The 24,814-nt window shown below is 34.9% G+C and carries 27 protein-coding genes and 2 tRNA genes; 16 read left to right on the forward strand and 13 right to left on the reverse strand.

Annotated elements, in window-relative coordinates; genetic code table 11:
* Positions 1–102 precede the first annotated feature (102 nt).
* Positions 103–1,098, forward strand: a complete 996-nt coding sequence (locus tag LBU54_RS14650) for a hypothetical protein (protein WP_224531756.1) — start codon at positions 103–105, stop codon at positions 1,096–1,098.
* A gap of 738 nt (positions 1,099–1,836) precedes the next feature.
* Here LBU54_RS14650 and LBU54_RS14655 read toward each other — a convergent pair.
* Positions 1,837–1,910, reverse strand: a tRNA-Arg gene (locus tag LBU54_RS14655).
* An 86-nt stretch (positions 1,911–1,996) separates the two neighbouring features.
* Here LBU54_RS14655 and LBU54_RS14660 point away from each other — a divergent pair.
* The 6 genes from LBU54_RS14660 to LBU54_RS14685 all read left to right on the forward strand — a co-directional run bounded on the left by LBU54_RS14660 (position 1,997) and on the right by LBU54_RS14685 (position 5,677).
* Positions 1,997–2,632, forward strand: coding sequence for a Crp/Fnr family transcriptional regulator (locus LBU54_RS14660; RefSeq protein WP_224531758.1), 636 nt, complete (start codon positions 1,997–1,999; stop codon positions 2,630–2,632).
* A 56-nt stretch (positions 2,633–2,688) separates the two neighbouring features.
* Positions 2,689–3,246 (forward strand): YeeE/YedE family protein, encoded by a 558-nt coding sequence (locus LBU54_RS14665; RefSeq protein ID WP_224531760.1) that lies wholly within the window; start codon positions 2,689–2,691, stop codon positions 3,244–3,246.
* A 1-nt stretch (position 3,247) separates the two neighbouring features.
* Positions 3,248–3,664, forward strand: a complete 417-nt coding sequence (locus LBU54_RS14670; RefSeq protein ID WP_224531762.1) for a DUF6691 family protein — start codon at positions 3,248–3,250, stop codon at positions 3,662–3,664.
* Between the two features lie 112 nt (positions 3,665–3,776).
* Positions 3,777–5,183 carry an MBL fold metallo-hydrolase gene (locus tag LBU54_RS14675; protein WP_224531764.1) on the forward strand — a complete coding sequence of 469 codons (1,407 nt, stop codon included), beginning with the start codon at positions 3,777–3,779 and terminating at the stop codon, positions 5,181–5,183.
* A gap of 22 nt (positions 5,184–5,205) precedes the next feature.
* Positions 5,206–5,403, forward strand: a complete 198-nt coding sequence (locus tag LBU54_RS14680) for a YgaP family membrane protein (protein ID WP_317196326.1) — start codon at positions 5,206–5,208, stop codon at positions 5,401–5,403.
* Between the two features lies 1 nt (position 5,404).
* Positions 5,405–5,677: a heavy-metal-associated domain-containing protein gene (locus LBU54_RS14685; RefSeq protein WP_224531775.1), complete on the forward strand. Its 273-nt coding sequence runs from the start codon at positions 5,405–5,407 to the stop codon at positions 5,675–5,677.
* Between the two features lie 24 nt (positions 5,678–5,701).
* Here LBU54_RS14685 and LBU54_RS14690 read toward each other — a convergent pair whose 3' ends face one another.
* The 6 genes from LBU54_RS14690 to LBU54_RS14715 form a co-directional block, all read right to left on the reverse strand.
* Positions 5,702–5,977, reverse strand: coding sequence for an ATP-dependent Clp protease adaptor ClpS (locus tag LBU54_RS14690; RefSeq protein ID WP_224531777.1), 276 nt, complete (start codon positions 5,975–5,977; stop codon positions 5,702–5,704).
* A gap of 7 nt (positions 5,978–5,984) precedes the next feature.
* Positions 5,985–6,821, reverse strand: a complete 837-nt coding sequence (gene prmA, locus LBU54_RS14695) for a 50S ribosomal protein L11 methyltransferase (protein ID WP_224531779.1) — start codon at positions 6,819–6,821, stop codon at positions 5,985–5,987.
* 5 nt (positions 6,822–6,826) lie between these two features.
* Positions 6,827–7,576 (reverse strand): triose-phosphate isomerase, encoded by a 750-nt coding sequence (gene tpiA / locus LBU54_RS14700; protein WP_224531780.1) that lies wholly within the window; start codon positions 7,574–7,576, stop codon positions 6,827–6,829.
* Between the two features lie 91 nt (positions 7,577–7,667).
* Positions 7,668–8,744: an ABC transporter permease gene (locus LBU54_RS14705; protein WP_224531782.1), complete on the reverse strand. Its 1,077-nt coding sequence runs from the start codon at positions 8,742–8,744 to the stop codon at positions 7,668–7,670.
* Between the two features lie 2 nt (positions 8,745–8,746).
* Positions 8,747–9,841 carry a BT_3928 family protein gene (locus LBU54_RS14710; RefSeq protein ID WP_224531785.1) on the reverse strand — a complete coding sequence of 365 codons (1,095 nt, stop codon included), beginning with the start codon at positions 9,839–9,841 and terminating at the stop codon, positions 8,747–8,749.
* 15 nt (positions 9,842–9,856) lie between these two features.
* Positions 9,857–10,402 carry a DUF1599 domain-containing protein gene (locus tag LBU54_RS14715; protein ID WP_224531787.1) on the reverse strand — a complete coding sequence of 182 codons (546 nt, stop codon included), beginning with the start codon at positions 10,400–10,402 and terminating at the stop codon, positions 9,857–9,859.
* A gap of 177 nt (positions 10,403–10,579) precedes the next feature.
* Between LBU54_RS14715 and folP the strand changes: the two genes are divergently transcribed.
* Genes folP through LBU54_RS14740 form a run of 5 tightly spaced genes read left to right on the forward strand, consistent with a single transcriptional unit; the run spans position 10,580 to position 14,482 of the window.
* Positions 10,580–11,407 carry a dihydropteroate synthase gene (folP, locus tag LBU54_RS14720; protein ID WP_224531789.1) on the forward strand — a complete coding sequence of 276 codons (828 nt, stop codon included), beginning with the start codon at positions 10,580–10,582 and terminating at the stop codon, positions 11,405–11,407.
* A complete protein-coding gene (locus tag LBU54_RS14725; RefSeq protein ID WP_224531791.1) occupies positions 11,408–12,064 on the forward strand; it encodes a hypothetical protein in 657 nt (218 codons plus the stop codon).
* Between the two features lie 33 nt (positions 12,065–12,097).
* Entirely contained in the window at positions 12,098–12,880 is a 783-nt protein-coding gene (cdaA, locus tag LBU54_RS14730) for a diadenylate cyclase CdaA (protein WP_224531793.1), read from the forward strand.
* Positions 12,880–13,677, forward strand: coding sequence for a DUF3667 domain-containing protein (locus tag LBU54_RS14735; RefSeq protein ID WP_224531795.1), 798 nt, complete (start codon positions 12,880–12,882; stop codon positions 13,675–13,677). The genes cdaA and LBU54_RS14735 overlap by 1 nt, the downstream gene beginning before the upstream one ends.
* A gap of 1 nt (position 13,678) precedes the next feature.
* On the forward strand, positions 13,679–14,482 hold the full coding sequence (locus LBU54_RS14740; RefSeq protein ID WP_224531797.1) for a DUF3667 domain-containing protein: 804 nt from the start codon (positions 13,679–13,681) through the stop codon (positions 14,480–14,482).
* Here the strand turns inward: LBU54_RS14740 and LBU54_RS14745 are convergent, their stop codons facing one another.
* The gene (locus LBU54_RS14745) at positions 14,483–16,252 is read right to left on the reverse strand and encodes an ABC transporter ATP-binding protein (protein WP_224531799.1); all 1,770 of its coding nucleotides are present in this window, start codon (positions 16,250–16,252) and stop codon (positions 14,483–14,485) included.
* A 1-nt stretch (position 16,253) separates the two neighbouring features.
* Positions 16,254–17,018 (reverse strand): tRNA pseudouridine(38-40) synthase TruA, encoded by a 765-nt coding sequence (gene truA / locus LBU54_RS14750; protein WP_224531802.1) that lies wholly within the window; start codon positions 17,016–17,018, stop codon positions 16,254–16,256.
* Positions 17,019–17,091: 73 nt separating this feature from the next.
* On the opposite strand from truA, the gene LBU54_RS14755 reads away from it, so the two are divergent.
* A complete protein-coding gene (locus LBU54_RS14755) occupies positions 17,092–17,583 on the forward strand; it encodes a metallophosphoesterase family protein (protein ID WP_224531805.1) in 492 nt (163 codons plus the stop codon).
* 64 nt (positions 17,584–17,647) lie between these two features.
* On the opposite strand, the gene LBU54_RS14760 is transcribed toward LBU54_RS14755, so the two are convergent.
* Positions 17,648–18,058, reverse strand: a complete 411-nt coding sequence (locus LBU54_RS14760; RefSeq protein WP_224531807.1) for a DUF4293 domain-containing protein — start codon at positions 18,056–18,058, stop codon at positions 17,648–17,650.
* 218 nt (positions 18,059–18,276) lie between these two features.
* Between LBU54_RS14760 and rho the strand changes: the two genes are divergently transcribed.
* Positions 18,277–19,869, forward strand: a complete 1,593-nt coding sequence (gene rho / locus LBU54_RS14765; RefSeq protein WP_224531809.1) for a transcription termination factor Rho — start codon at positions 18,277–18,279, stop codon at positions 19,867–19,869.
* A gap of 115 nt (positions 19,870–19,984) precedes the next feature.
* Here the strand turns inward: rho and rpsT are convergent, their stop codons facing one another.
* The 3 genes from rpsT to proS all read right to left on the reverse strand — a co-directional run bounded on the left by rpsT (position 19,985) and on the right by proS (position 21,917).
* Positions 19,985–20,236, reverse strand: coding sequence for a 30S ribosomal protein S20 (rpsT, locus tag LBU54_RS14770; RefSeq protein WP_224531812.1), 252 nt, complete (start codon positions 20,234–20,236; stop codon positions 19,985–19,987).
* Positions 20,237–20,259: 23 nt separating this feature from the next.
* Positions 20,260–20,331 (reverse strand) — tRNA-Glu (locus tag LBU54_RS14775).
* Positions 20,332–20,438: 107 nt separating this feature from the next.
* Entirely contained in the window at positions 20,439–21,917 is a 1,479-nt protein-coding gene (proS, locus tag LBU54_RS14780) for a proline--tRNA ligase (protein ID WP_224531814.1), read from the reverse strand.
* Positions 21,918–22,017: 100 nt separating this feature from the next.
* Here proS and LBU54_RS14785 point away from each other — a divergent pair, with 100 nt between their 5' ends.
* Positions 22,018–23,094 (forward strand): hypothetical protein, encoded by a 1,077-nt coding sequence (locus LBU54_RS14785; protein WP_224531816.1) that lies wholly within the window; start codon positions 22,018–22,020, stop codon positions 23,092–23,094.
* 38 nt (positions 23,095–23,132) lie between these two features.
* Positions 23,133–24,653: an OmpP1/FadL family transporter gene (locus LBU54_RS14790; protein ID WP_224531818.1), complete on the forward strand. Its 1,521-nt coding sequence runs from the start codon at positions 23,133–23,135 to the stop codon at positions 24,651–24,653.
* Positions 24,654–24,814 lie beyond the last annotated feature (161 nt).

Consider the following 24,814-nt stretch of genomic DNA (forward strand, 5'->3'; position numbering starts at 1 on the left):
TAGAGAGTATAAGGAAGACCCATTCTCCAATTATTGCTAAGGAATTTATTATCTTTTCATTCTCAAAGCAGAACTGCGTTTAGCGCTCTGTTGTACACAATTATGAAAAAACAAATCCTAACATACTTTTTAGTTTCAATTTCTGTATTTAGTTGTAAAAAAGATATAGCCGAATTTGAACATACGAATCCTTTTGAAAAGGTTGTTCTTGTCGAAAATCAAACGTTTGATTTAGACACAATAAGCGTCAAAGAAATTATTGGAGAAAAAGGAACGAAAATCTACTTCAATCGAGAAGATTTTGATATTAAAGATAGTGATAAAGTGACTTTAGAACTGAAAGAATATTACAGTCGATTAGAATTAATTTCAGACAACTTAAACACAATAACTGATAAAAATGAACTTTTAGAATCTAACGGAGTTGTATCTATAAAATTTAAAATTGGAGATAAAGAAATAAAACTCAAAAACGGAAAAAAATTAAAGCTAAAATTTGCACAAGAGTTCAGAATAGGAGATAGAATATTTAACGGAGTTTTAGATTCAATAAATCAAATAACTTGGATACAAAATTCCGAAACTAAAGTTTTACAAACTGTTCTTGATAGCGTCGCAACTCGTAGATTTGGTGGCGTAATGACTTTTAGAGAAAAATTAGTTTCAATTGATTCTGTTGATTACTACAACAGACAATTAGAACAAATTCAAGGTGATTTAATTGAGGACATTGAAAAAATTGGATATTATCCTCTTGTGTTAGTGGACGATTATGATTGGATAAACGTTGACAAAATTTTAGATGTTGATTCTCGAATCACTTTTGAGCTCAATCTTAACAAATCTGATTTGGAAAAAATTTCAGTATTTTTTATTTATAACGACATGAATTCATTTATATCAGAATATCGCAAATATTATGACTTAAAGTTTATTGATATTCCTATAAAAAACGAATCATCAATGATTATAGTAGGCGAAAAAGAGAAAGAGTTGTTTGCTGACAAAAGGATTTTAAATGAACAAACAACAGGTAAAATTAATATCAATCTTAAGAAAATTGATTCAACCGAATTAAAAGAATTATTAATAAAATAACTGTGTACAACAATGGCTATAAGTAATTGCTTGTTCTCGCCTACTTCTGAAAATCCTCGCGGATTTTCAGTTTGGTGTGTACTTGCAAAGTTAATCGCTAAACCACGCAACTACTCATAGCCCAACCGATGATGTAGAATACGCCTGCGGCGTACTTTTGTCTGCGCTGCTTCGCAGGCACTACATCCAAAAGCATTTCGACATCATCGCTGCGCTATGCCAATTGCATCTAAAGCAAAGTATCCTAACAGTCAGCAAACATCGCCGCTGCGGCTTATCTACTCGACATATCAGGTCGCTAAATGCAATTGGTTGCTGTTTGTTTGGTTCCCAATAATCGAAAAATCAAATCAACGCTCTGCTAACGCAGAGCTATTCATGGTCGATAACTGGCAATAAACTAACTGTGGTAGGGTAAACTATTGCCAATTATCAACACGATTTTTCATTATCTTCACAAAAAAACAGACAACTGCACATAGCGCAGCGTTGCGCTTTATTAGTTGTTTAAGAGATCTTTGACCAATAAGAGGGCCACTGATTCCTACTCAAAAAATCCTTCAGATTTTCCTCGCAACGGAATCCAATGACGCTTCGCTAACTTTCTTTTGAATAAAACATCAGAAAAACACAGAATTTTATTATCATTATACATGATAAATGATGGTCACAAATTGGTCACAGTAAAAAAAAAGAAATCCTAACTCATTAACAGTGTATGAATTAGGATTTATATTGTGACCTCGACAGGATTCAAACCTGTAACCTTCTGAGCCGTAATCAGATGCGCTATTCAGTTGCGCCACGAGGCCGTTTTTAAGTGGGTGCAAATATAACACAATTCTTAAAAAACAACCAAACTATTTATTTCAAAAGCCTAATTGATTATTTTTGACCTATGATAGAAAAAGACCTCATAAAACCCTTTCAATATTTATTTGATCCAGAAATTATAGAAAATATTGCCAAGACCGCTACACTTAAGGTTTACAAAAAAGGCGAGATTATCATAGATATTGGTCAAAATCTCGAATACATCCCTTTACTTTTAGACGGAAACATCAAAGTAATGCGGGAAGACAATAATGGCGATGAATTACTATTGTACGTATTAGAGTCTGGTGATACGTGTGCCATGTCCTTAACATGTTGCATGGCAAAATCGGTAAGTAAAATAAGAGCTGTAGCAGACGAGAACGTCAAAGTTATTATGATCCCTCTTAATAAAATGAGAGAATGGTTTGACACTAATCAAAGTTGGCGTGATTTTATTCTTCAAAGTTATCAAATACGTTTTGATGAAATGCTCGAAACAATTGACACTCTGGCTTTCATGAGGATGGATGAACGACTCTACAAATACCTTACTGATCAGGTAAAACTCAATGCAGACACGAATTTAGATATTACACATCAAGAAATTGCTGAAGACCTGCACACATCACGAGTTGTGATATCACGGCTTTTGAAACAACTTGAAAAAGAGGAGAAAATTGAATTAGGCCGAAACAAGATCACTGTCCTGGATTTTTAAATAATTTTATGATTGAATTTCCTCCATCAGCTTTATTTTTGCAGAAAAATTGATTTATGAAGTATATTCTTGAGCCTTGGCCATGGTACATATCTGGGCCTTTCATAGCAATAGTTATGTTTCTCTTACTATATTTTGGCAGAACTTTTGGTATGTCATCAAATTTAAGGACCATGTGCGCTATTGGTGGAGCAGGCAAACGCGTTAAATTTTTTGATTTTGACTGGAAAAGCGAGAAGTGGAATCTAATGGTAGTCGCTGGAGCAGTTATAGGTGGAATGATAGCACATTTTTTTCTTTCTAATCCAATTGATATTCAACTAAGTGAAAACACAATTAATGACTTAGACACGCTTGGTTTTAAAAACGTAGGTGAAAGTCTTTTACCTCCTGAGTTGTTTAGTTGGGATTCTGTATTTAGTCTTAAAGGAATTGCGATTCTACTGATTGGTGGTTTTCTAGTAGGTTTCGGCACGCGTTATGCAGGCGGCTGTACTTCCGGTCACGCCATTACCGGTTTAAGTAGTCTTCAATTACCTTCTTTAGTTGCTGTGATTGGCTTTTTTATTGGCGGTTTGATCATGATACATTTTATTTATCCAATACTTTTTTAACATGGGCAAATACTTAAAATTTTTCTTAGTCGGTATATTTTTTGGTATTGTATTAGTAAAATCTGAAGCTGTTTCCTGGTATCGTATATATGAAATGTTTAAGTTTCAGTCCTTCCATATGTATGGAATCATTGGTACGGCAGTAGTAACGGGAGTAATTTTAGTATTCATCTCAAAAGGAAATCAACTAAAAACAACGGAAGGCACCTACTTAAGAGTCCCTAAAAAAGACAAAGGCTTTAAACGATATATTCTTGGAGGAAGTATCTTTGGACTCGGCTGGGCACTTTGTGGTGCTTGTCCTGGACCGATGTACATTTTGGTAGGCACGGGTGTTTTTTCAATGCTAATTGTTATTGTCGCAGCATTAATTGGTACCTATACTTATGGTTTACTAAAGGATAAATTACCCCATTAAATCAGTTTATACTTTTTCTTTAGATTATAAGCGGCATATCTTTACAGTGTGTGATAAGTATTACATATGAAAATTAAGGTTTTGTAATTTTGTACGACAAAAAAAAGAAACTATGAAAATTGAACAATTATATACCGGATGTTTGGCACAAGGTGCCTACTATATCGAATCAGATGGTGAGGTGGCCATAATTGATCCCTTGAGAGAAACACAACAGTATATTGACAAAGCAAAGAAAAATAATGCCGCAATCAAATATATTCTAGAAACACACTTTCATGCTGACTTTGTATCAGGCCATATTGATTTAGCGAAAAAAACAGGTGCAACCATTGTTTTTGGACCTAAAGCGCAAACGGATTATGACATTCATTCAGCAAAAGATAATGAAGAATTAAAATTGGGTAAAGTAACGATTAAGGTATTACATACACCTGGCCATACGTTGGAATCTGTGACCTATTTGCTAATTGACGAAAATGGTAAAGATCACGCCATTTTTTCTGGTGATACCTTATTTTTAGGTGATGTTGGGAGACCAGATTTAGCTATTAAGTCTGATTTAACCAAAGAAGATTTAGCATCAATGTTATTTGATTCGCTAAGAAATAAAATAATGCCTTTGGCAGATGATGTCATTGTTTATCCTGCGCACGGAGCAGGATCTGCCTGTGGAAAAAACCTAAGTAAGGAAACGGTTGGCGTATTAGGTGAGCAAAAGAAAACGAATTACGCGCTTCGCGAGGATATGACAAAAGCAGAATTTGTTAAGGAAGTCCTTGATGGTATAGCACCACCACCTCAGTATTTTGCAAAAAATGCTATGATGAATAAAATGGGTTACCAAACTTTCGACACTATACTTAAAACTGGCGATACTATACTATCACCAGAAGAATTTGAAGCATTAGCAAATCATGAATCTGCTTTGATATTAGACGTTAGACATCAGTCGGATTTTGTTAAGGGCCATATCCCAAATTCTATATTTATTGGGCTTCAAGGTCAGTTTGCACCATGGGTTGGTGCGTTGATTACAGATATAAAACAGCCCATCTTACTGGTGGTACCAGAAGGAAAATCAGAAGAAGCCGTGACAAGGCTCTCCAGAGTAGGTTACGATAATACATTAGGCTATTTAGAAGGCGGTATTGAGGCCTGGAAAAAAGCCGGAAAAGAAATTGAAACATTAGAATCTATATCTGCAGGTGAGTTTGCACAACGATCAAAATCAGCTCAATTGAATGTATTAGATGTGCGTAAAGACGGTGAATTTAAATCTACGCATCTCGAAGACGCACAACATTTTGCGCTGGATTTTATTAACGAACAAATGAATGAAGTAGATAGGAACAAAATGTATTATGTATATTGTGCTGGTGGATACAGATCTGTAATTGCTGCCTCAATACTAAAAGCAAGAGGTTTTGTAAACCTAATCGATATTGCTGGTGGTTTTGGAGCAATTAAAAAAACAGATGTACCTATTACCAATTTTGTTTGTCCATCCACCCTTTAAATAAATAATTATGAAAAAAAACATGGGAAACATTGACAAGGGCATTCGTACTATTCTTGCGGTAGCGATTGCATTATTATATTATTTTAATGTAATAGAAGGCACCTTAGCTTATATTTTAATGGCGGTTGCCATTATATTTCTGATTACAAGTCTGGTGAACTTTTGTCCTTTGTATACTCTATTCGGCTTTAGCACATGTAAATTGGAAAATGATTAAAATGGAAACTAAAACACTTAAAATACAAAATCTTAAATGTGGAGGTTGTGCCAATACAATTGTAACACAGCTTTCAAAGCTTAAAGGGATTGAAGATATCAAGGTTAACAATGATACGGACGAAGTTAGCTTTTCTTATGAATCAGGACCTGACTTAGAATCTGCAAAGAGAAAGTTGTCCGCTTTAGGCTATCCACCAGAAGGTGAGACAAATTCGCTACCAACTAAGGCAAAATCGTTTGTTAGTTGTGCTGTTGGTAGAGTTAAAAAATAAAAAAACCGCTACATAGCGGTTTTTTTATACGATTTCAGCACTGAGCCCTGCTTCTAAAAGTTTTGAACATCTTGGTTTCAAATCCTCATAAGGGCCAGTCTTTACAGTACATTTACCTTTGTAGTGCACAATGATAGAGCATTGTTCAGCTTGCTCTGGCGTATGATCACAAGCATAAATTAGTGTATCGATAACATGATCGAATGTATTAACATCATCGTTAAACAAAACTATTTCATTCTGTTTTACAACCTCTTCCTCTAATAATAGGTCTTCGGACTGTTTTTCTTTAGGACTCATAACGATACTAATTTAAAAATTTTAAAGATACCCAATCACCTCTTTTTATAGTTTCTTTCAATTTTAACATGTGTCTATTACATAATTTTTCAATTAGAGGGACATCATCCATATAAAAACCACTTAAAAAAAGCTGGCCATTTTTGTTAAGATGTTCCGAATAGCTGGGTATATCCTCAAGAAGAATATTTCGATTAATATTAGCGATAATGATATCGTACATTTGATCTGTCAATATAGTGGCATCACCTTCGTGAACCGCTATGTTTTGACACTGGTTACGCTCAACATTTTCGAGACTATTTAAATAGCACCAATTATCAATATCAATGGCATCGAGTTTAACCGCACCTACTTTTTCGGCAAGAATCGCCAATACACCAGTGCCACATCCCATATCCAAGACCGATTTATCAACAAAATCATTCTTTATTATATGCTGAATCATCATATGGGTAGTTTCGTGATGACCTGTACCAAAACTCATTTTAGGTTCAATTATTATATCGTACTTTGTAACTGGTTGTTCATGGAAAGGAGCCCTAACAGTTACTAGACCATCTACTACAATGGGATTAAAATTCTTTTCCCACTCAGCATTCCAATTTGTTTGTTCTATTTCATTAAAACTAAAGGTTATATTGAATTCCTGAGACCGCAAAATGTTTATATCTTCTAAAATAAAAGCGTTCCACTGCGCCTTTTGAATGTAGGCTGTAACACCTTCACTATTCTCAACAAAACTCTCAAAACCTACTAGGCCGAGCTCTGCAATCAGTATTTCCGAAGCAGGTTGAAGTGGTTCAATTTTAAAATCATAACCTATGTAAACAGGAGGATTCAAAGTACTTAAATGGCATTTACGATTGCAAAGAAATCTTCAGCTTTTAAAGAGGCTCCGCCAATTAAGCCGCCATCAACATCTGGTTTTGAAAATATTTCCTTTGCGTTATTAGGCTTTACACTCCCACCATATAAGATGGATACAGATTCAGCAACCTTCTGCCCATACTTCGAAGCCAGGGTTTTACGAATAAAAGCGTGCATCTCCTGGGCCTGTTCTGGAGTTGCTGTTTCCCCAGTCCCAATAGCCCAAACCGGTTCGTATGCTAATATAATATGCTTAAATGCATCTGCTTCTAAATGGAATAAGGCATTTTTAATTTGACTTTCTACAACAGCTTCCTGATTACCTGCTTTACGATCTGCCAATTCCTCGCCAAAACAAAATATCATATCCATGTCATTTTCAAGACCAGTATTGATTTTTTTGGCTAAGGCCTCATCGGTTTCGTTAAAATAAGCACGTCTTTCACTATGTCCTAAAATGACTGTCTGAATACCAATACTTTTTAACATACCAGCACTAATTTCACCTGTATAAGCACCTTGTTGAGCAAAATGCATGTTCTGGGCAATTACCTCAATATCATGTCTTCTAGTAGCCTCAAATGCATGCCAAAGATTAGTGAAGGTTGGTGCTATCATGACTTCTGCATCAGAACTTTTAGTTTGCTTTTTAAGCTCTACTATTAAGGATTCTGTTTGAATTAATCCGTAGTTCATTTTCCAATTTCCAGCTACTATTTTTCTTCTCATGTTATTTTAAATTGAATTTTACTTTAATATTTATGATTACAAAAATAAGGTATTAATCAACAAGCATTGTTGATATAAGTCATGTAATCGTTTAATACAGTTTTACACGAGGATCTAACCAGGCATAAATAATATCTACCAATATATTAATGGTTATAAATACAATTGCAATGACCAGAACAGCACCCATAATTACAGGCAGGTCTAATGTATTTAGAGCATTTACGATTTCTTTTCCCAGTCCATTCCATCCAAAAATATACTCCACAAATACAGCACCTGCCAACATAGAAGCAAACCACCCTGAAATTGCTGTAACCACAGGATTTAAGGCATTTTTTACAGCATGATTTTTTATGACCCTAAACTCACTAAGCCCTTTTGCTCTAGCCGTTCTAATGTAGTCTTGCCCTAATACTTCTAATAACGAATTACGCATTAATTGAATCACAACAGCCAACGGCCTTATTCCTAAAACAATAGATGGAAGTATTAGATTTTTCCATTGAATCGACATCTTCTCACCAAAATCATCCAGTTCATAGAGACTCCCTGTCATTTCAAGATTTGTATACTCATGCAATAAAAACCCGAAAAACCACGCAAAAAGAATAGCACTAAAAAATGATGGTACACTCATTCCTAAAGTACTTAATACCTGAATTAACTTGTCTAACCAAGTATCTTTATACAGTGCTGAAATAATCCCAAAAATTACTCCGAGTATAATTGCAATCGTAATTGCCGAAATTGCCAAAACAAAAGTGTTAGGTATAGTTTCACCAATGACCTGTGTTACTTTTTTGCCTTGTTTTGTAAATGATTCCCGTAAATAAGGTGTTTTTAGAACTAGAGTTGTATTTGTTCCAGTCCATAATTTTTGAGCATTGTACTTATTTGGACCCAAAAAGGTGTAATCGGTAGGTATATTAGAATGAAAAGATATTGGTGAAAGATCATTGAGATAATAAAGATACTGCGTCCCAATAGGCTTATCAAAACCATATTTTTTCTTCACAGCCTCCACCTGATCTGCAGATTGGTTTTGTCCTAGCATCATTTTAGCGGGATCGCCTGGAAGTATCGTAAATAGAAAGAAGATTACTGTAACAACACCTATAAGTGTAATAAAGGCATACAATAATTTATTTAAAAGATACCTAACCAAAACTAAAGTTCAATGTCTTCAATATCATTCCAATGTGCCTTATTTACCACTGTCCCGTTTTTGAGTACAATAATTCCTGGATTGGCTCTTACAATGGTTTTTATTACTTTTTCATCACATAGGTAAAAGTTGAAATTGAGACTATAATCTTGCTTTACCTTTTGCTTTTCAGATTCACTTGAAGAGGTCAAACCTATAACAGTATAACCTGCCTCAATTGCATCATCGGTGAATAATTTAAGCTTTGCAACACCATCATCCTCTGAAGATGAAATATTGTACATCGCAACTATTACCAGTTTGTCTTTTTCTAAAAAGTATGATGTTAAATCCTCCTCTGAAGATTCAATAGAAAAGTCTTGAATTGGAGGAATATAACCTTCATCAATTGTTTCAGTCTCTACGCCGACATAATCACCATCAACCGTTGGATAACTTCCATTTGTAACAAATTGTTTTTCCTCACCATTGACATTAAATGTCCATGTATACTCTAGAATTGGTTTTGGTGCATCATCCGGAACCACCATCTGTTCTTGAATATTTTTGCCAATTGCATAAGCCCTAAAATCAATCGCCGGTAAATGCATCAAAACATGGTAACCAAACCACAATGAAATTAAAAAACTTAACAAGGCTATTATCGATGTTGGTAAAGTGCTGAAAATTGGTTTAATATGCTTTAAACCATAAAATAAAATGAGAATTAATACTAACAAAACCACGTCTTTTGTGAAACTTTCCCAAGGCGTTAGTTTTAGGGCATCTCCAAAACATCCGCAATCTTTAACCTTATCAAAATAAGCTGAATAAAAGGTCAAAAATGTAAAAAATACGATCATTGCCAACAAACTGTAAACTGTAAACTTTGGCTGATAACCAATTAAAAGAAACACACCAAGAACGACCTCAAATACTACCACAAAAACGGAAAGCAGTAAAGCATACGGAACTAAAAATTCAATATTTAACACATCTGCCCCAAAGTACTCTTGCAGTTTATAAGAAAACCCGAGTGGATCGTTTAACTTTATAAATCCTGAAATTATAAACAGAACTCCAACGAAAATCCGACTTAGATGTACAAGTAATTTCATAATATCTAGTTATGCTTAAGAATTAGATTCACCAAGATGAATCATTGCAAAAACAGCGTAATTAATCATATCCTGATAGTTAGCATCAATACCTTCACTAACAATAGTTTTTCCTGCATTGTCTTCAATTTGCTTAACTCGCAACAGTTTCTGCAAGATTAAATCAGTCAAGGAGCTAACACGCATATCGCGCCAAGCTTCGCCGTAATCATGATTTTTATTCAACATCAATTCCTTCGTTGATTTAATTTTTTCATCATATAAGGCAATAGCTTCATCTGTATCTAAATCAGGTTGGTCCACAATACCTTTTTCCAATTGAATCAAGGCCATTATACAATAATTTATAATACCTATAAACTCACTAACCTCACCTTCATCTACCTTTCTAACGGCATTTTGCTGTAAGCTTCTTATACGCTGTGCTTTAATAAAAATTTGATCGGTCAGAGAAGGTAAGCGCAAAATACGCCATGCGCTTCCATAATCACTCATTTTATCTTTAAAAAGATTTCTGCATTTTTCAACAACGGCATCGTATTGTATAGAGGTTTCCTGCATTATAATTTCAACTTATGTCAACTAAATATCAGTCTTTTGATTATTAAAAAATAGAAACGACAACTGTAAAAGTTACGACACTGTTATCGTATAAAATTTCCGTAAATTTCGCATAAATTAATTAGAAGTTCAAGATTTGGTGTTTAAAGTTTACTACCAATATTTTCAAGAACAATTATGACTATAAACTGCAAAGGTAAATTACTTGATTTGGAAAGTCCAAGGGTAATGGGAATTCTCAATATTACACCAGATTCATTTTACGATGGTGGTAAATACAAAGATGAATCCGATATCCTTAATCAGGTTGAAAACATGGTTACTCATGGTGCTACTTTTATAGATATTGGTGGCTACAGTTCTAGACCAGGTGCGTCTGAGGTTAGCCTAGACGAAGAGACAAATCGGGTAATACCAGTAATAGAATTAATATTGAAACATTATTCTAATGCGTTGATTTCAGTAGATACGTTTAGGAGCGAAATAGCAAAGAAGAGTATTGAAGCAGGCGCCTGTATGATTAACGATATTTCGGCAGGTTACCTTGACGAAAAAATGATAGCCACAGTGGGAAAATTAGGGGTACCCTATATTATGATGCACATGAGAGGCACACCAAAAACTATGCAACAACATACACACTACGAAGATTTAATAAAAGAAATTAATTTTTACTTTGCAGAGCGTATTGCCAAGGCCCATGAAGCAAAAATCAACGATATTATTGTTGACCCTGGATTTGGGTTTGCGAAAACACTAGTTCAAAACTTTAAATTGCTTAATAAAATGGAACTAATGCAGATTATTGGTAAACCCATACTGGCCGGTGTTTCCCGCAAATCAATGATATATAAAACATTAAAAACAACAAGTGAACACGCACTTAACGGAACGACTGCGTTGAATATGGTCCTTCTACAAAAAGGCGCAAGGATTTTACGCGTACATGACGTGAAAGAGGCGATGGAATGTGTAACCTTATTTAACCAGTTAACCTCAAAATAAATGAAATACTACCCATTTTTTTTCATGGCTATATTTCTTATGAGTTGTTCCAATGAACGTGTTCTGCAACTACCAGAAATTCAGGGTGCGGAGGTTACAGAAGTGCTAGATGTTTCTCCAGCATATTTATTTTATGATGAGTCCCAACCTGACTCCACACTACTTAATCGCAAAAATTTAATAAGTACAACCAATTGGCTAGTTAATGTGGACAGACGGTTAACGCTAAAACAGGCCATTCCTCATATTAAATATATGCAGGATAAAAAGCGAAATGCCAAGATGCACAAGAACGAAAACGCCAAAAATTTTTATACCTGTAATGACACAACCATTGAAAACCTAGGTTTTGTAGAATTTACGAATACTTTCTATTTTGATTCACCACCGACATTGGAAGCTGAAAAAACGACCGTTATTGCCCTAAAAGTAAACTCCCTAGAGGATATAAGTATAAACTCATCACTCAATGCGAATATTTCCAATTTCAGAAATGTAGATTTAAATTCAATTCATTCAATTAAACAAGTACTAAAAGATAATCTCAAACTGCAGCTGCACATAAGTGATAAAATAACATTTCAGGATTATATAACCTTAAAACAAAAGTTGAATCCTATTAAAAGCAGTATCTCACCAAACGAATACATTTATTAACTTAAATTATTAAATTAGCAAAAAGCACTAATATTGGACGATTTACAACTTTGGGATTTTAGATTTATTGATTTTGTAGATGTCTTTCTAGTTGCCATATTGCTATACTACATCTACAAACTCGTAAAAGGTACCGTAGCTGTAAACATATTTATAGGTATACTTGTTATTTATTTGGCTTGGCGATTAACAGATTACCTTCAAATGCATATGCTTTACAGCATTTTCGATGGTTTTATGAAGGTTGGAATTATTGCTTTGATTGTGGTTTTTCAGCCTGAAATCAGGAAGTTTCTCTTACTTGTAGGATCCACCAACATAGGCGGAAAAAAAGGTGTTTTTAAAAACTTTAAGTTTCTAAAAAACGAGGATCAAACAACTACCGATGTTGACGCCATAATCAATGCGTGTAGTAAAATGGGAGCTTCAAATACTGGCGCACTAATCGTTATAGAACGAAATAATAATCTTGATTTTCTAATTAATACAGGCGATGCTATGAATATACTCGTGTCGCAACCAATAATTGAAAGCATATTTTTTAAAAACAGCCCTCTGCACGATGGTGCAATTATCATTGAAAAAAATATTGTAAAAGCAACGCGCGTTATACTGCCAGTGAATAATGAGAAAAAAATTCCAGAACGATTTGGATTAAGACATAGAGCTGCAATAGGAATAACTGAAAAAACGGATGCTGTCGCCATTGCAGTAAGCGAAGAAACAGGACAGATCTCTTATATAAAAAATGGAGAATTTGTTATGTACAAAGACACTCATGATTTGATAAAAAAAATCCAAAAGGATTTGGCCTAGTGAATTGTAAAAATTGTAATACGGTTCTAAAAACAAACCAGAAGTTTTGTGATAATTGTGGTGCTCCTGTCCTCAGAAACAGATTGACACCAAAAATACTAGCAAGGCAAGTCAACGAAGAATTTTTATCTATTGATAATAAGTTCTTAAAAACCTTGTTAGCCTTGATAACCAAGCCAGAAGACGTAATAGAGGGCTATATAGCCGGCTTGAGGAAACGATATATTGGCGTAATCCCATTTTATGCGATATCACTTACTGTTTTAGGTTTTCAGATGTTTTTACTTAAAAACTTTTTTCCGGAATTTATTGAAGCTCAAGATAACTTGTTTATGTCTGGATTTAATTTTGGAAGTCAAGGAACAGCTCAACCGCCTCCAGATTCTTTCAATTTTTTTAATGATTATCAAGGTGTGCTTTTTTCAATTTTAATGCCTTTCTTGGCTATAGGAACATGGGTTGTTTATTTAGATAAGAAAAAGCATAATTACACCGAGCACCTAGTGATAAATCTATATTTAACAGCACAGACCATTTATTTTAGCTTCCTTATTTATTTATTATTAGCCGCATTCAACGTTCAAAATTATCTTGTTGCTTCAATGCTGGTTACACCACCCTTGCTGTTATATGGAGCCTATGTTTTTAGCAGGATATACAAATCTACATACATTAAATCATTAGTTCGATATATTGCTGCCTATACAATCTATATGATCGTATTCTCTGCAATTATGGTTGTCATATTAGCTATACTCTTTGCCTATCTATTTGCAACTGGAAAATTTAACCCATAAAATGCTTTGTAAAAACTGCCATACCGAATTAAATGAACACGACGATTACTGCAGAAATTGTGGTGCACGTGTTATTAGAAATAGACTCACCTTTAGAAATTTATTTGAGCATTTAAGCGAAACCTTTTTTAATTACGACAATAAGCTTTTAAGAACAGTAATTGATTTATTCAAAAAACCTGAGGACGTAATAGTCGGCTATATAAATGGTGTTCGGAAAAAATATGTAAATCCTATTAGTTTATTTGGTTTGGCACTGACCATAACGGGTATTTACATGATAATAATAAACAAGTTTTTTCCAGAAATGATTGATTTTTCAAATCTAGCAGTTGAAGGCCAAGAGGAATTTCAAAGGCGAAACACACAATTTGTCCAGGAGTACCAATCAATAATTGTGATGCTTTATGTACCGATCTATGCCCTTATGGCAAAACTTGTTTTTTTTGATAAAAAGCGATTTAATTACACAGAGCTCTTAGTTGTTTTTATGTACATACAAGCGCAAATATCTATTGTGTCTGCTGTATTAACTATTATAATAGGAATAATTGGTTATTCTAGCAGTATTGTTGGAATGTTTATGTTGCTTTTAATGATCTTATATTCTGCTTTTGCATTAAAACGAATCTACAAACTTTCATTCTTTGATATTGTAGTGCGAACATTATTGTTTTTAGTCGTATTGGCTATTACATTTGTTATTTTCACCGTTCTTCTTCTTGTATTCATGTATTTCAATGGCGAACTACAGGAAATGATTCAGGCTCAAAAAGCAGCGAGCGAAACGGCAAAAACAGGTTAGTTATAAGACTTCAGCCTTTAAAAACTGAACTTCATATAGATTTTTATAGTAACCATTATCTTTCTTGAGTAAGGATTTGTGTGTTCCCATTTCCACGATTTGACCAGCGTCCATAACGATAATTTTATCGGCTTGCTGAATGGTAGCCAATCTATGCGCAATGATTATAGAAGTTCTTCCCTCAGTTATTTTATCTGTCGCATCCTGAATAAGTTGCTCTGAATATGAGTCCACAGAAGAAGTTGCCTCATCTAATATTAAAATACTTGGATTAGTTACGTAGGCTCTTAAAAACGAAATCAATTGACGTTGGCCCGATGAAAGCATCACGCCACGCTCTTTAACATTGTAATAGTATCCACCCGGAAGACTTGATATAAATTCGTGTATACCAATGGCTTTTGCAGCGGTAATAACATCTTCTTCGGTAATGTACTCATTATTTAGTGTAATGTTGGTTAAAATAGTATCGGCAAACAGAAAAACATCTTGTAAAACAACCGCAATTTGGTTTCGCAATGAATTTAAAGTAAGTTCTTTTATATCGGTACCATCAATTTTTATTGCACCAGAATTAATTTCGTAAAAACGATTCAGCAAATTAATAATGGTAGATTTTCCTGCTCCTGTGGCACCAACAATTGCGATTGTTTCACCAGCTTTTACATTAAATGAAATGCCTTTTAAAACTTCTTCGTCCTTTACATAAGAAAAACGTACATTATCAAATTCTATATCTCCTCTAAAATGATTGGCTATTTGTGTTCCTGTATCGTCTATGTTCGAATCCGTATCAAGGACCTTAAACACACGGTCTGCAGCCACCATTCCCATTTGGAGCGTATTAAATTTATTTGCAATTTGATACAATGGTCTAAATAACATTGGGATAAACATGGTAAATGAAATAAGATCGCCTAATGTTGTACCTGGCAATGTAGAAACAACTCCAAAACCACCTATTAAAATAACCATTGCCATTGTTACAGATGAAACAAATTCTGCTACCGGAAAGAAGATTGAATTATACCAGACTGTTTTTAACCACCCTTTTTTATGGCGCTCATTGATGGCCTTAAATTTTGTATATTCTATTGACTCTCTGGTAAACAATTGGACAATTTTCATTCCCGTTACACGCTCCTGAACAAAAGAGTTTAAGTTAGAAACCTCAGTACGTACATCTTCAAAGGCGCGCTTCATATACTTCTGAAATATTTTGGTTGCGAAAACTATTATTGGCATAGCAACAAATACAATTAAACTTAGCCTTAGATTTATTAATGCCATAAAGCCTGCAACAACTGCCATTTTGAGGATATCGCTAAAAATCATGAATAATCCTTGCCCAAATATATCCGCTATACGCTCCATATCTGTGACCGCTCGTGTAATGAGCACCCCTACTGAAGATTTATCAAAGTAAGTCATTTTAAACTTGAGCATATGCCTAAATAACTTTACCCTTATGTCTTTTACAACAGACTGTCCTAACCAACTTGCGAAATAAATAAATAAAAGCTGAGACACGACCTCAAAAATTAGCAGCGCAAACATTAGTGCCATGTAAAGGATAAAGCCGTCATATTCCTTGTTAGCGATTTTAACATCTATGGCCTCTTTTAGCACATAAGGTCTTAAGGCACCAAAAATAGCTAGACCTATTACGCACATTAGTGATATGATGAATACAGTACGATACGGTTTAATATATTGTAATAGTCGCTTAAAGAGCGTGATGTCAAATATTTTCTTTCCTTTTTCTGCCATTTTAAGCCGAAAATAAATCGGTGTCTTTTATGAATATTTTTTCTGGATAGAGAATGTTTACTAAGTTTAAGCCGTGCGCTGGCACGGAGTATCCTGCTTTAGCTCTATCCTTTGATTCTATAATGCCATGCAAGTCTTTTGGTTTTATTTTACCAAGGCCAATATTTATCATAGTGCCAACAATAGCCCTTACCATATTCCTGAGAAATCGATCTGCAGTAATTACAAATAACAACTCCTCGCCTCTTACGTGCCATTGTGCTTCTTTTATTTCGCAATTATAGGTTTTAACATCTGTGTTAACCTTAGAAAAACATTGAAAATCCTTATACTCAAATAGAATCTTACAAGCTTCATTCATTGCATTAACATTTAAAGTTTTTGTAAGCTGATAGGCATAATCAAAATTAAAAACACTTTTGGAAGTAGACATTCTATAATGGTAAGTTCTACTTTTTGCGTCAAATCGTGCATGAGCATCTTCTTTTACCTTTAGCAATTTTGAAATCGCTATATCCTTGGGCAATAATGCGTTAAGTTTGTAAACTAAATCCGAAGGTATTAATCCTTCAAAATCAAAATGCGCATACATATTAGCGGCGTGCACACCTGTATCGGTCCTTCCGGCACCAACAATGGAAATTGACTCTTTTAGCAAGGTACTTAATGACTTTTCTAGTACCGCCTGAACAGTAATTGCATTAGGTTGATTTTGCCAGCCATGATAAGCTTTTCCGTTATAGGACAATTCCAAAAAATATCTCAAAAGAATACCTATTTTTGCTTAATATTAAACAAAGATAAACAGTTTTAATCGTTATAATCACAATATTATCTTAATGCAAAGGATACTGTTATTATCAGATACACATAGCTATATAGACGATAAGGTCCTCAAATATGTAAAGCAAGCAGATGAAGTTTGGCATGCGGGAGATATTGGTGATTTGTCTGTCACAGATAGCATAAAATCCTTAAAACCATTAAGAGCAGTTTATGGAAATATTGATGATGCCAGTGCAAGAGCAGAATTTCCGCTACATAATAGATTCAAATGTGAAGATGTTGATGTTTGGATAACACATATTGGAGGCTATCCTCCTAAATATAACAACAGGATAAAAGATGAGATAAAGATTAATGCGCCTGATTTGTTTATTTGTGGCCACTCGCATATACTAAAAGTTATACCAGACAAAAAATTGAATTTATTGCACATGAATCCTGGTGCAATTGGCAAACATGGTTTTCACAAAGCGAGAACAATGCTACGTTTTGTCATTGATGGAGGTAATATTAAAAATTTAGAGATTATAGAATTCAAACGATGAAAAATGAAAAACCCAGACGGCAGCGTCTGGGTTTTTCGCACTAATACTACTAAGATTTTAGGTTCTATCGTAATCGATCTACAGATTTTACAAGATCTTCGTCCTTTTTAACAGCCTTGTTAGCCAAGGCTAAACACACAATAGAAAAAACAGGAAGAAGAATCCCAATACCTTTCTCAGAAACGTTAGTTTCTCCAGATAAATTTAGAGATTGGGTTACAAAGATTCCTAGTAAAATAAAGTTTAATATTATATTAAGTCGACCCAAAATAAATTGAGTTTTTCTATTTTTAAAACTAAATATCGAAATTAAAGATAACAAAGCAGAGCCAATAAACAATCCTAAATACAAATAATTGTCAATAGCAAAAACTTTAGAGCCTTCGTTTGTTGTCCATAGATGAAACACAAAAATCAAGCCCGCCGAGATAATAACGGCAAGTAATAAATAAACAGTTTGTATTCTCTGAATCATATCGCTTCTTTAAAAGCGATGCAAAATTAGTAGTTTATTTTTTAAAAAGATAGAATTTATATTAAAATAAAATTGTATTATTGCATTAGAATGTTGCGAAACATAATATAACGGACATTCAATCTTCCAAATTAATTTCACTTTTTTTCTTTGTATTTCATCTAGAAAATGTTGAGTTAATTATATCGAAACTATAATACAGTATATTACACATAAAAATGTTTGAAATTTCCCAATTAAAGGCTAAAAAGCTACCTGAGTTACAGGATATAGCAAAGCAACTTAACGTACCTAAATTTAGAAGTCTTAAAAAGTTAGACTTAGTTTATCAAATTCTAGATTACCAAGCGGCTAATCCTGAGGCGGTAAAAGAAAAGGTAGAAACAAACACAAAATCTGAAAATTCTACCAGTAACCAAAGACAAAAGCGCAGCCGAGTACCAAAACAACCACAAGAAAACAAAAGGCAACAAAACGCCCAAAGCAATAAGGACCATTCACAAAACAAGCCAAAGGACAACAAAGTACAGGAAAAAAAAGTTGATAAATCCAATGTCAGAAATGACGATGCTAAAAGAGTTACAACCCAAAATAACGATAATAGATCAAATCGATCTAAAGAGCAAAATCGAAATAATCCAAAAAGTAATGGCAATAAGGACACCAGAAATCGTTATCGTGAACCCGATTTTGAATTTGATGCGATTATTGAAAGTGAGGGTGTCTTAGATATCATGCAAGACGGTTACGGTTTTTTAAGATCTTCTGACTATAATTACCTCACTTCACCAGATGATATTTATGTATCACAATCTCAAATTAGATTGTTTGGACTTAAAACAGGCGATACAGTTCTGGGCCATGTTAGACCACCTAAAGAAGGCGAAAAATATTTCCCTTTAATTAAGGTTAGCAAAATTAACGGCCAAAACCCACAAGTTGTTAGAGATCGGGTGGCATTTGAACATTTAACACCGCTTTTCCCACAAGAAAAATTTAATATTGCAGAACGCCAATCTACTATTTCTACAAGAATTATGGATTTGTTTTCACCTATTGGTAAAGGACAACGTGGTATGATTGTCTCTCAACCAAAAACGGGTAAGACAATGTTACTTAAAGATGTAGCAAATGCTATTGCCGCAAATCATCCTGAAGTTTATCAAATGATACTTCTTATTGACGAGCGTCCCGAGGAAGTAACAGATATGCAACGTAACGTTCGTGGAGAGGTAATTGCTTCGACGTTTGATAAAGAAGCGCATGAGCATGTTAAAATCGCAAATATTGTCCTAGAGAAAGCAAAGCGTTTAGTAGAATGTGGTCATGACGTAGTCATTTTACTAGATTCAATTACAAGATTAGCTCGGGCGTACAATACCGTACAACCAGCGTCTGGAAAAATATTATCTGGTGGTGTCGACGCTAATGCACTACATAAGCCAAAACGTTTCTTTGGGGCTGCACGTAATATTGAAAATGGAGGTTCCCTTACTATAATAGCTACTGCACTAACTGAAACTGGATCAAAAATGGACGAGGTTATTTTTGAAGAATTTAAAGGTACAGGTAATATGGAGCTACAATTAGATAGGAAAATATCCAATAGACGTATTTTCCCTGCAATTGATTTGACAAGTTCAAGTACTCGTAGAGATGACTTACTTCTTGATGATAATACCATACAAAGGATGTGGGTGATGCGCAAATATCTTGCCGATATGAATCCCGTCGAAGCAATGGAATTCATCAACGAGAGATTTAAACAAACCAGAAATAATGAAGAATTCTTAATTTCAATGAATGGCTAAGAATTCGAAATAAAAAAAGAAACTCAAGATGGAAATCTTGAGTTTTTTTTATAAAAGTTATACCAAAAAAAAAGCCTTTCAAATTGAAAGGCTTTTAATTTTTTAAATTCTAGACCTATAAAGTGGCAACGTGTTTCGTTAGATTGCTTTTTAAGTTCCCAGCTTTATTCGAATGAATAATGTTTTTCTTAGCTAATTTATCAATCATACCAATTACAGAAGGTAACATTTTCTCGGCTTCTTTTGCATCAGTAATCTCACGTAATTTCTTAATCGCATTACGCGTAGTCTTGTGCTGATATCTATTAAGCACACGTCTCTTTTCGTTACTTCTTATTCTTTTTAAAGCAGATTTATGATTTGCCATTTTATTTTTCTTGTTAAAAGTTGTAGCCCGTAGGGGAATCGAACCCCTCTTACCAGGATGAAAACCTGGCGTCCTAGCCGATAGACGAACGGGCCTTATGGTTACTAATAAATTTTAATGAACCTACAATGTTTCCATTGCGGATGCAAAAATACAACTATTTTTAAATGTTGCAACTACTAATAAAGTTTTTTTGATTTTTTTAATAGGCCTTCGCAAAAAGCACACGTTGCTTAGAAGGTTTGCCGCTGTATACACATATTCCCTCTTCTTTAATGTTATCTAAAGGTATGCATCTAATTGTAGCTTTAGTAAGTTCTTTTATTTTTTGTTCTGTTTCAGAAGTGCCATCCCAATGTGCGGATATAAAACCTGTTTTAGTTTCTAAAACCTCCTTGAATGATTCGAAGTCGTCCACTTCGGTAATGTGAGAATCTCTGAAATCTAAAGCCTTTTTAAACAGATTCTCTTGTATTTCTTCCAAAAGATCTTCTACAACTATTGAAAGTCTATCTAAAATAACTGTTTGCTTAGTTAGGTCATCTCTCCTTGCAAGCTCTACGGTTTCATCTTCAAGATCCTTAGGCCCTATAGCGATGCGTAATGGTACACCTTGCAACTCATGTTGCGCAAACTTTGCTCCTGGCCTAAGCGTATCACGTCCATCAAATTTAACAGATATGTTTCGCTCTTTTAAATCTTCAATTATGGTACTGGCCAAATCCGATATTTTATCAAATTGTTCTTCATTTTTATAAATAGGAACAATTACAATCTGGTATGGTGCTAAATTTGGAGGTAACACTAACCCCTTGTCATCACTATGTGTCATTATTAATGCACCCATTAAGCGTGTAGAAACACCCCATGAAGTCGCCCAAACATAATCTAGTTTTCCCTCCTTATTAGTGAATTTTACATCAAAGGCCTTAGCAAAATTCTGACCTAGAAAATGGGAGGTTCCTGCTTGCAGCGCCTTACCATCTTGCATTAGTGCTTCAATACACATGGTTTCTACAGCTCCAGCAAATCTCTCGCTTTCTGTCTTTAAACCTTGTATAACAGGGATCGCCATAAATTTTTCAGCAAAAGTTGCGTATATATTATTAATGAGCTTGGTTTCTTTCCAAGCTTCTTCTTTAGTAGCATGAGCAGTATGGCCTTCTTGCCATAAAAACTCGGCAGTCCTTAAGAACAATCTAGTTCGCATTTCCCATCGAACCACATTAGCCCATTGATTCACTAAGATTGGTAGATCTCTATAGGACTGTATCCATCCTTTATATGTGTTCCAAATAATAGCTTCACTAGTTGGTCTTACAACCAACTCTTCTTCGAGTTTTGCTTCTGGATCAACCCTAAGTTTTCCTTCTTTATCAGGATCGTTTTGTAGTCTATAATGTGTAACAACGGCACACTCTTTTGCAAAACCCTCTGCATTTTTTTCCTCAGCTTCAAAAAGACTTTTTGGCACAAACAATGGAAAATAAGCGTTTTGATGTCCTGTTTCCTTGAACATCTTATCCAATTGTGCCTGCATTTTTTCCCAAATCGCATAACCATAGGGTTTAATAACCATACACCCTCTCACAGCAGAATTCTCTGCCAAGTCAGCCTTGACAACCAGCTCATTATACCATTTTGAATAATCCTCAGCTCTTGACGTAAGATTTTTACTCATTTTCAATCTTTTGGCACAGAAATTGTGCTATTGTTAAATAAAAAAATAGTTCAGCAAAACTAACTATTTTTGCTATGTTCAACAATAAAATAGAAGAGATATGCAATTTAAAACCATTACAAGCCAAAAATTGCCATTTTTTGTTGCTCTCGGTCTTTTAGCCGTATTGACTTCATGTGGTTCATACCAATATGTAGGTTATGACAATGATGGTATATATTCAACAAATGAAAATGAGGAAGAGGTCGTTGTTGAACAACCTATAGTTACAACTTCAACAGAAGATTCTAACTATTACACAAATTATTTTGCCCAAAACAAAGCACAATTAGATGCTTTCCAATCAGAAGAGGAAATATTTACAGATGTAGATTCTTATTCGAGCGACTACACTCAAAAAGCCCAGGATTCGTTAGAACAGAGACAACCATATGGTGGTTGGGGACAAGATAACAATACAGTAACCATTAATGTAATTGACAATGGTTTTTGGGGATGGAATGATCCTTGGCTTTGGGGAGCTGGATGGGGCTGGAATAACTGGGCCTGGGGAAGACCTTGGGGCTGGGGCTGGAACCGCTGGGCTTTTGGTAGTCCTTGGGGATGGGGTCCTGGTTGGAATGCTGGCTGGGGCTGGAATGCTGGCTGGGGATTCGGATGGAATAACTGGGGCTGGGGCCTCGGATGGAATAACTGGGGCTGGGGTCCTGGTTGGAATAACTGGGGTTGGAATGGTTTCTACAACAATAGCAATAGATACGCATTTAACTACGGTAGACGCGGCGCTTCATTGTATGATAGAAACTTAACAAGTTTAGGTAGAAGCAATGCCGCCATATCGCGAAGGAACTATTCAACGAGCAGACTTTCTAATGCCGTTACGAATAATTCAAGAAGAGTTAGAACATCGGATAATACCGCGAGACGATCAAGTAGCGGTAACAGTACACGTGTTACGCGACCAAGCAGAACAACAAGAAATTCTAACACAACAAGAAGGGGTACAATTAACTCTTCCTCAAGATCTTCAGGTACTATGAGATCGTCAAGAAGTTCAAGCTCTTCTGGTGTTAGATCTTCTGGTGGCTCTAGGTCAAGATCTTCAGGAAGTATGAGATCCTCGGGTGGCTCAAGATCATCAGGTGGAAGTCGTGGTGGAGGCCGAGGCAGAGGTTAATATTTAATTTTTATATCCGCAATTAAAACTAGGAACTTATGAAAAAACTACTTATGCTTAGCATAGGCTTAATAAGCACGTCTTTAATATTAGCACAGGATATTACCGATGCTGTGAGATATTCAATGGACGAAATACAAGGTACGGCCAGATTTAGAGCCATGAGTGGTGCATTTGGTGCACTTGGTGGAGATATGTCTGCAATAAATATTAACCCTGCTGGCTCTGCTATTTTTAATTCAAGTCATGCATCACTGACCCTAGGTTATTTCGATGAAAATAGTGATGTTGCTTACTTTAATAATACAAACAATGCAACAAATTCTAATTTCGACTTGAATCAATTAGGTGCTGCCTTTGTGTTTTCAAATACGAATGCTAGTTCTTCATGGAAAAAATTCACTATGGGTATTGCTTATGATCGTTCTGCAGACTACGATAGAGATTGGTTTGCAAGTGGTGTAAATCCAACAACAAGTATTGGTGAATATTTTTATGCTTATGCTGATGGTCAAAGATTAGACGAGATTTCTGCTCTACCTGGAGAAACTATATCCGCAGCCTATAACGAGATAGGAACATTTTTTGGTTTTGGCAATCAACAAGCTTTTCTAGGATTTGAAGGATTTATTTTTGATCCGGTCGAGGATACTGATGATAATACAGCTTACACCAGAAATATAAATGGTGAAAATTTTAACCAACAGTATGCTTTTGCTAGTAGAGGTTACAACGGAAAGCTGGCATTTAATTTGGCTTCAAGTTATGAGGATAAATTGTATTTAGGTATAAACCTAAATGCCCATTTCATAAATTTTGAGCGAAGTACATTTTTGCGTGAATCTAATAACAATGCTACTTCTTCAGTTACTGATGTTGATTTTGAAAACAACCTTTTAACTACCGGTAGCGGATTTAGCTTTCAACTCGGTGGTATTGCCAAATTAACAGAAGAATTTAGAATCGGTTTGTCATACAATTCGCCAACCTGGTATAGAATTAATGAAGAAACGTCGCAATATCTAGCCACTACACGAATTGAAAATGGTTCAAATATCAATCAAATTGTTAACCCAAATGTCATTAATATTTTTCCAGAATATAGACTTCAAACGCCTGGAAAACTTACAGGTAGCTTGGCCTATGTTTTTGGAAGTAAAGGTCTTATAAGTTTTGATTATTCAGTAAAAGATTATGCTAATGCAGAATTCAGACCCACGTCAGACGTATTTTTCTCTGGTTTAAATAATGATATAAATAATGCTCTTGATAATGCGATAGCTTACAGATTAGGAGGAGAATACAGATACAAGCAATTTAGCTTTAGAGGGGGCTATCGTTTTGAAGAAAGTCCATATGCTGACGATACTTTTTTTGGAGACTTAACAGGATATTCCTTTGGGTTAGGGTATAATTTTGGGAATTTAAGTGCGGATATCGCATTTAGTCAAGCCGAAAGGGATATAAATTACCAATTGTATAATGTTGGTTTAACTGATGCCGCTTTTATTCAGTCAACATTCACAGATGTAATTCTAACATTAGCCTTTAGTATTTAATATTTAATTATTTTAAACACAATAAAAAAGCCTGAGCTAATGTTCAGGCTTTTCTATTATATTTCGTTTTAACGTTTCAAGGTAAAATGGGCCCTAAGTTCCTTTCTGCGGTCCGTTCCCGGCTCGTCGTACTCCACGGTGAACCAGTAGTCGCTGCTCGG

This window comes from Winogradskyella alexanderae (assembly GCF_020166335.1).
Taxonomy (GTDB): domain Bacteria; phylum Bacteroidota; class Bacteroidia; order Flavobacteriales; family Flavobacteriaceae; genus Winogradskyella; species Winogradskyella alexanderae.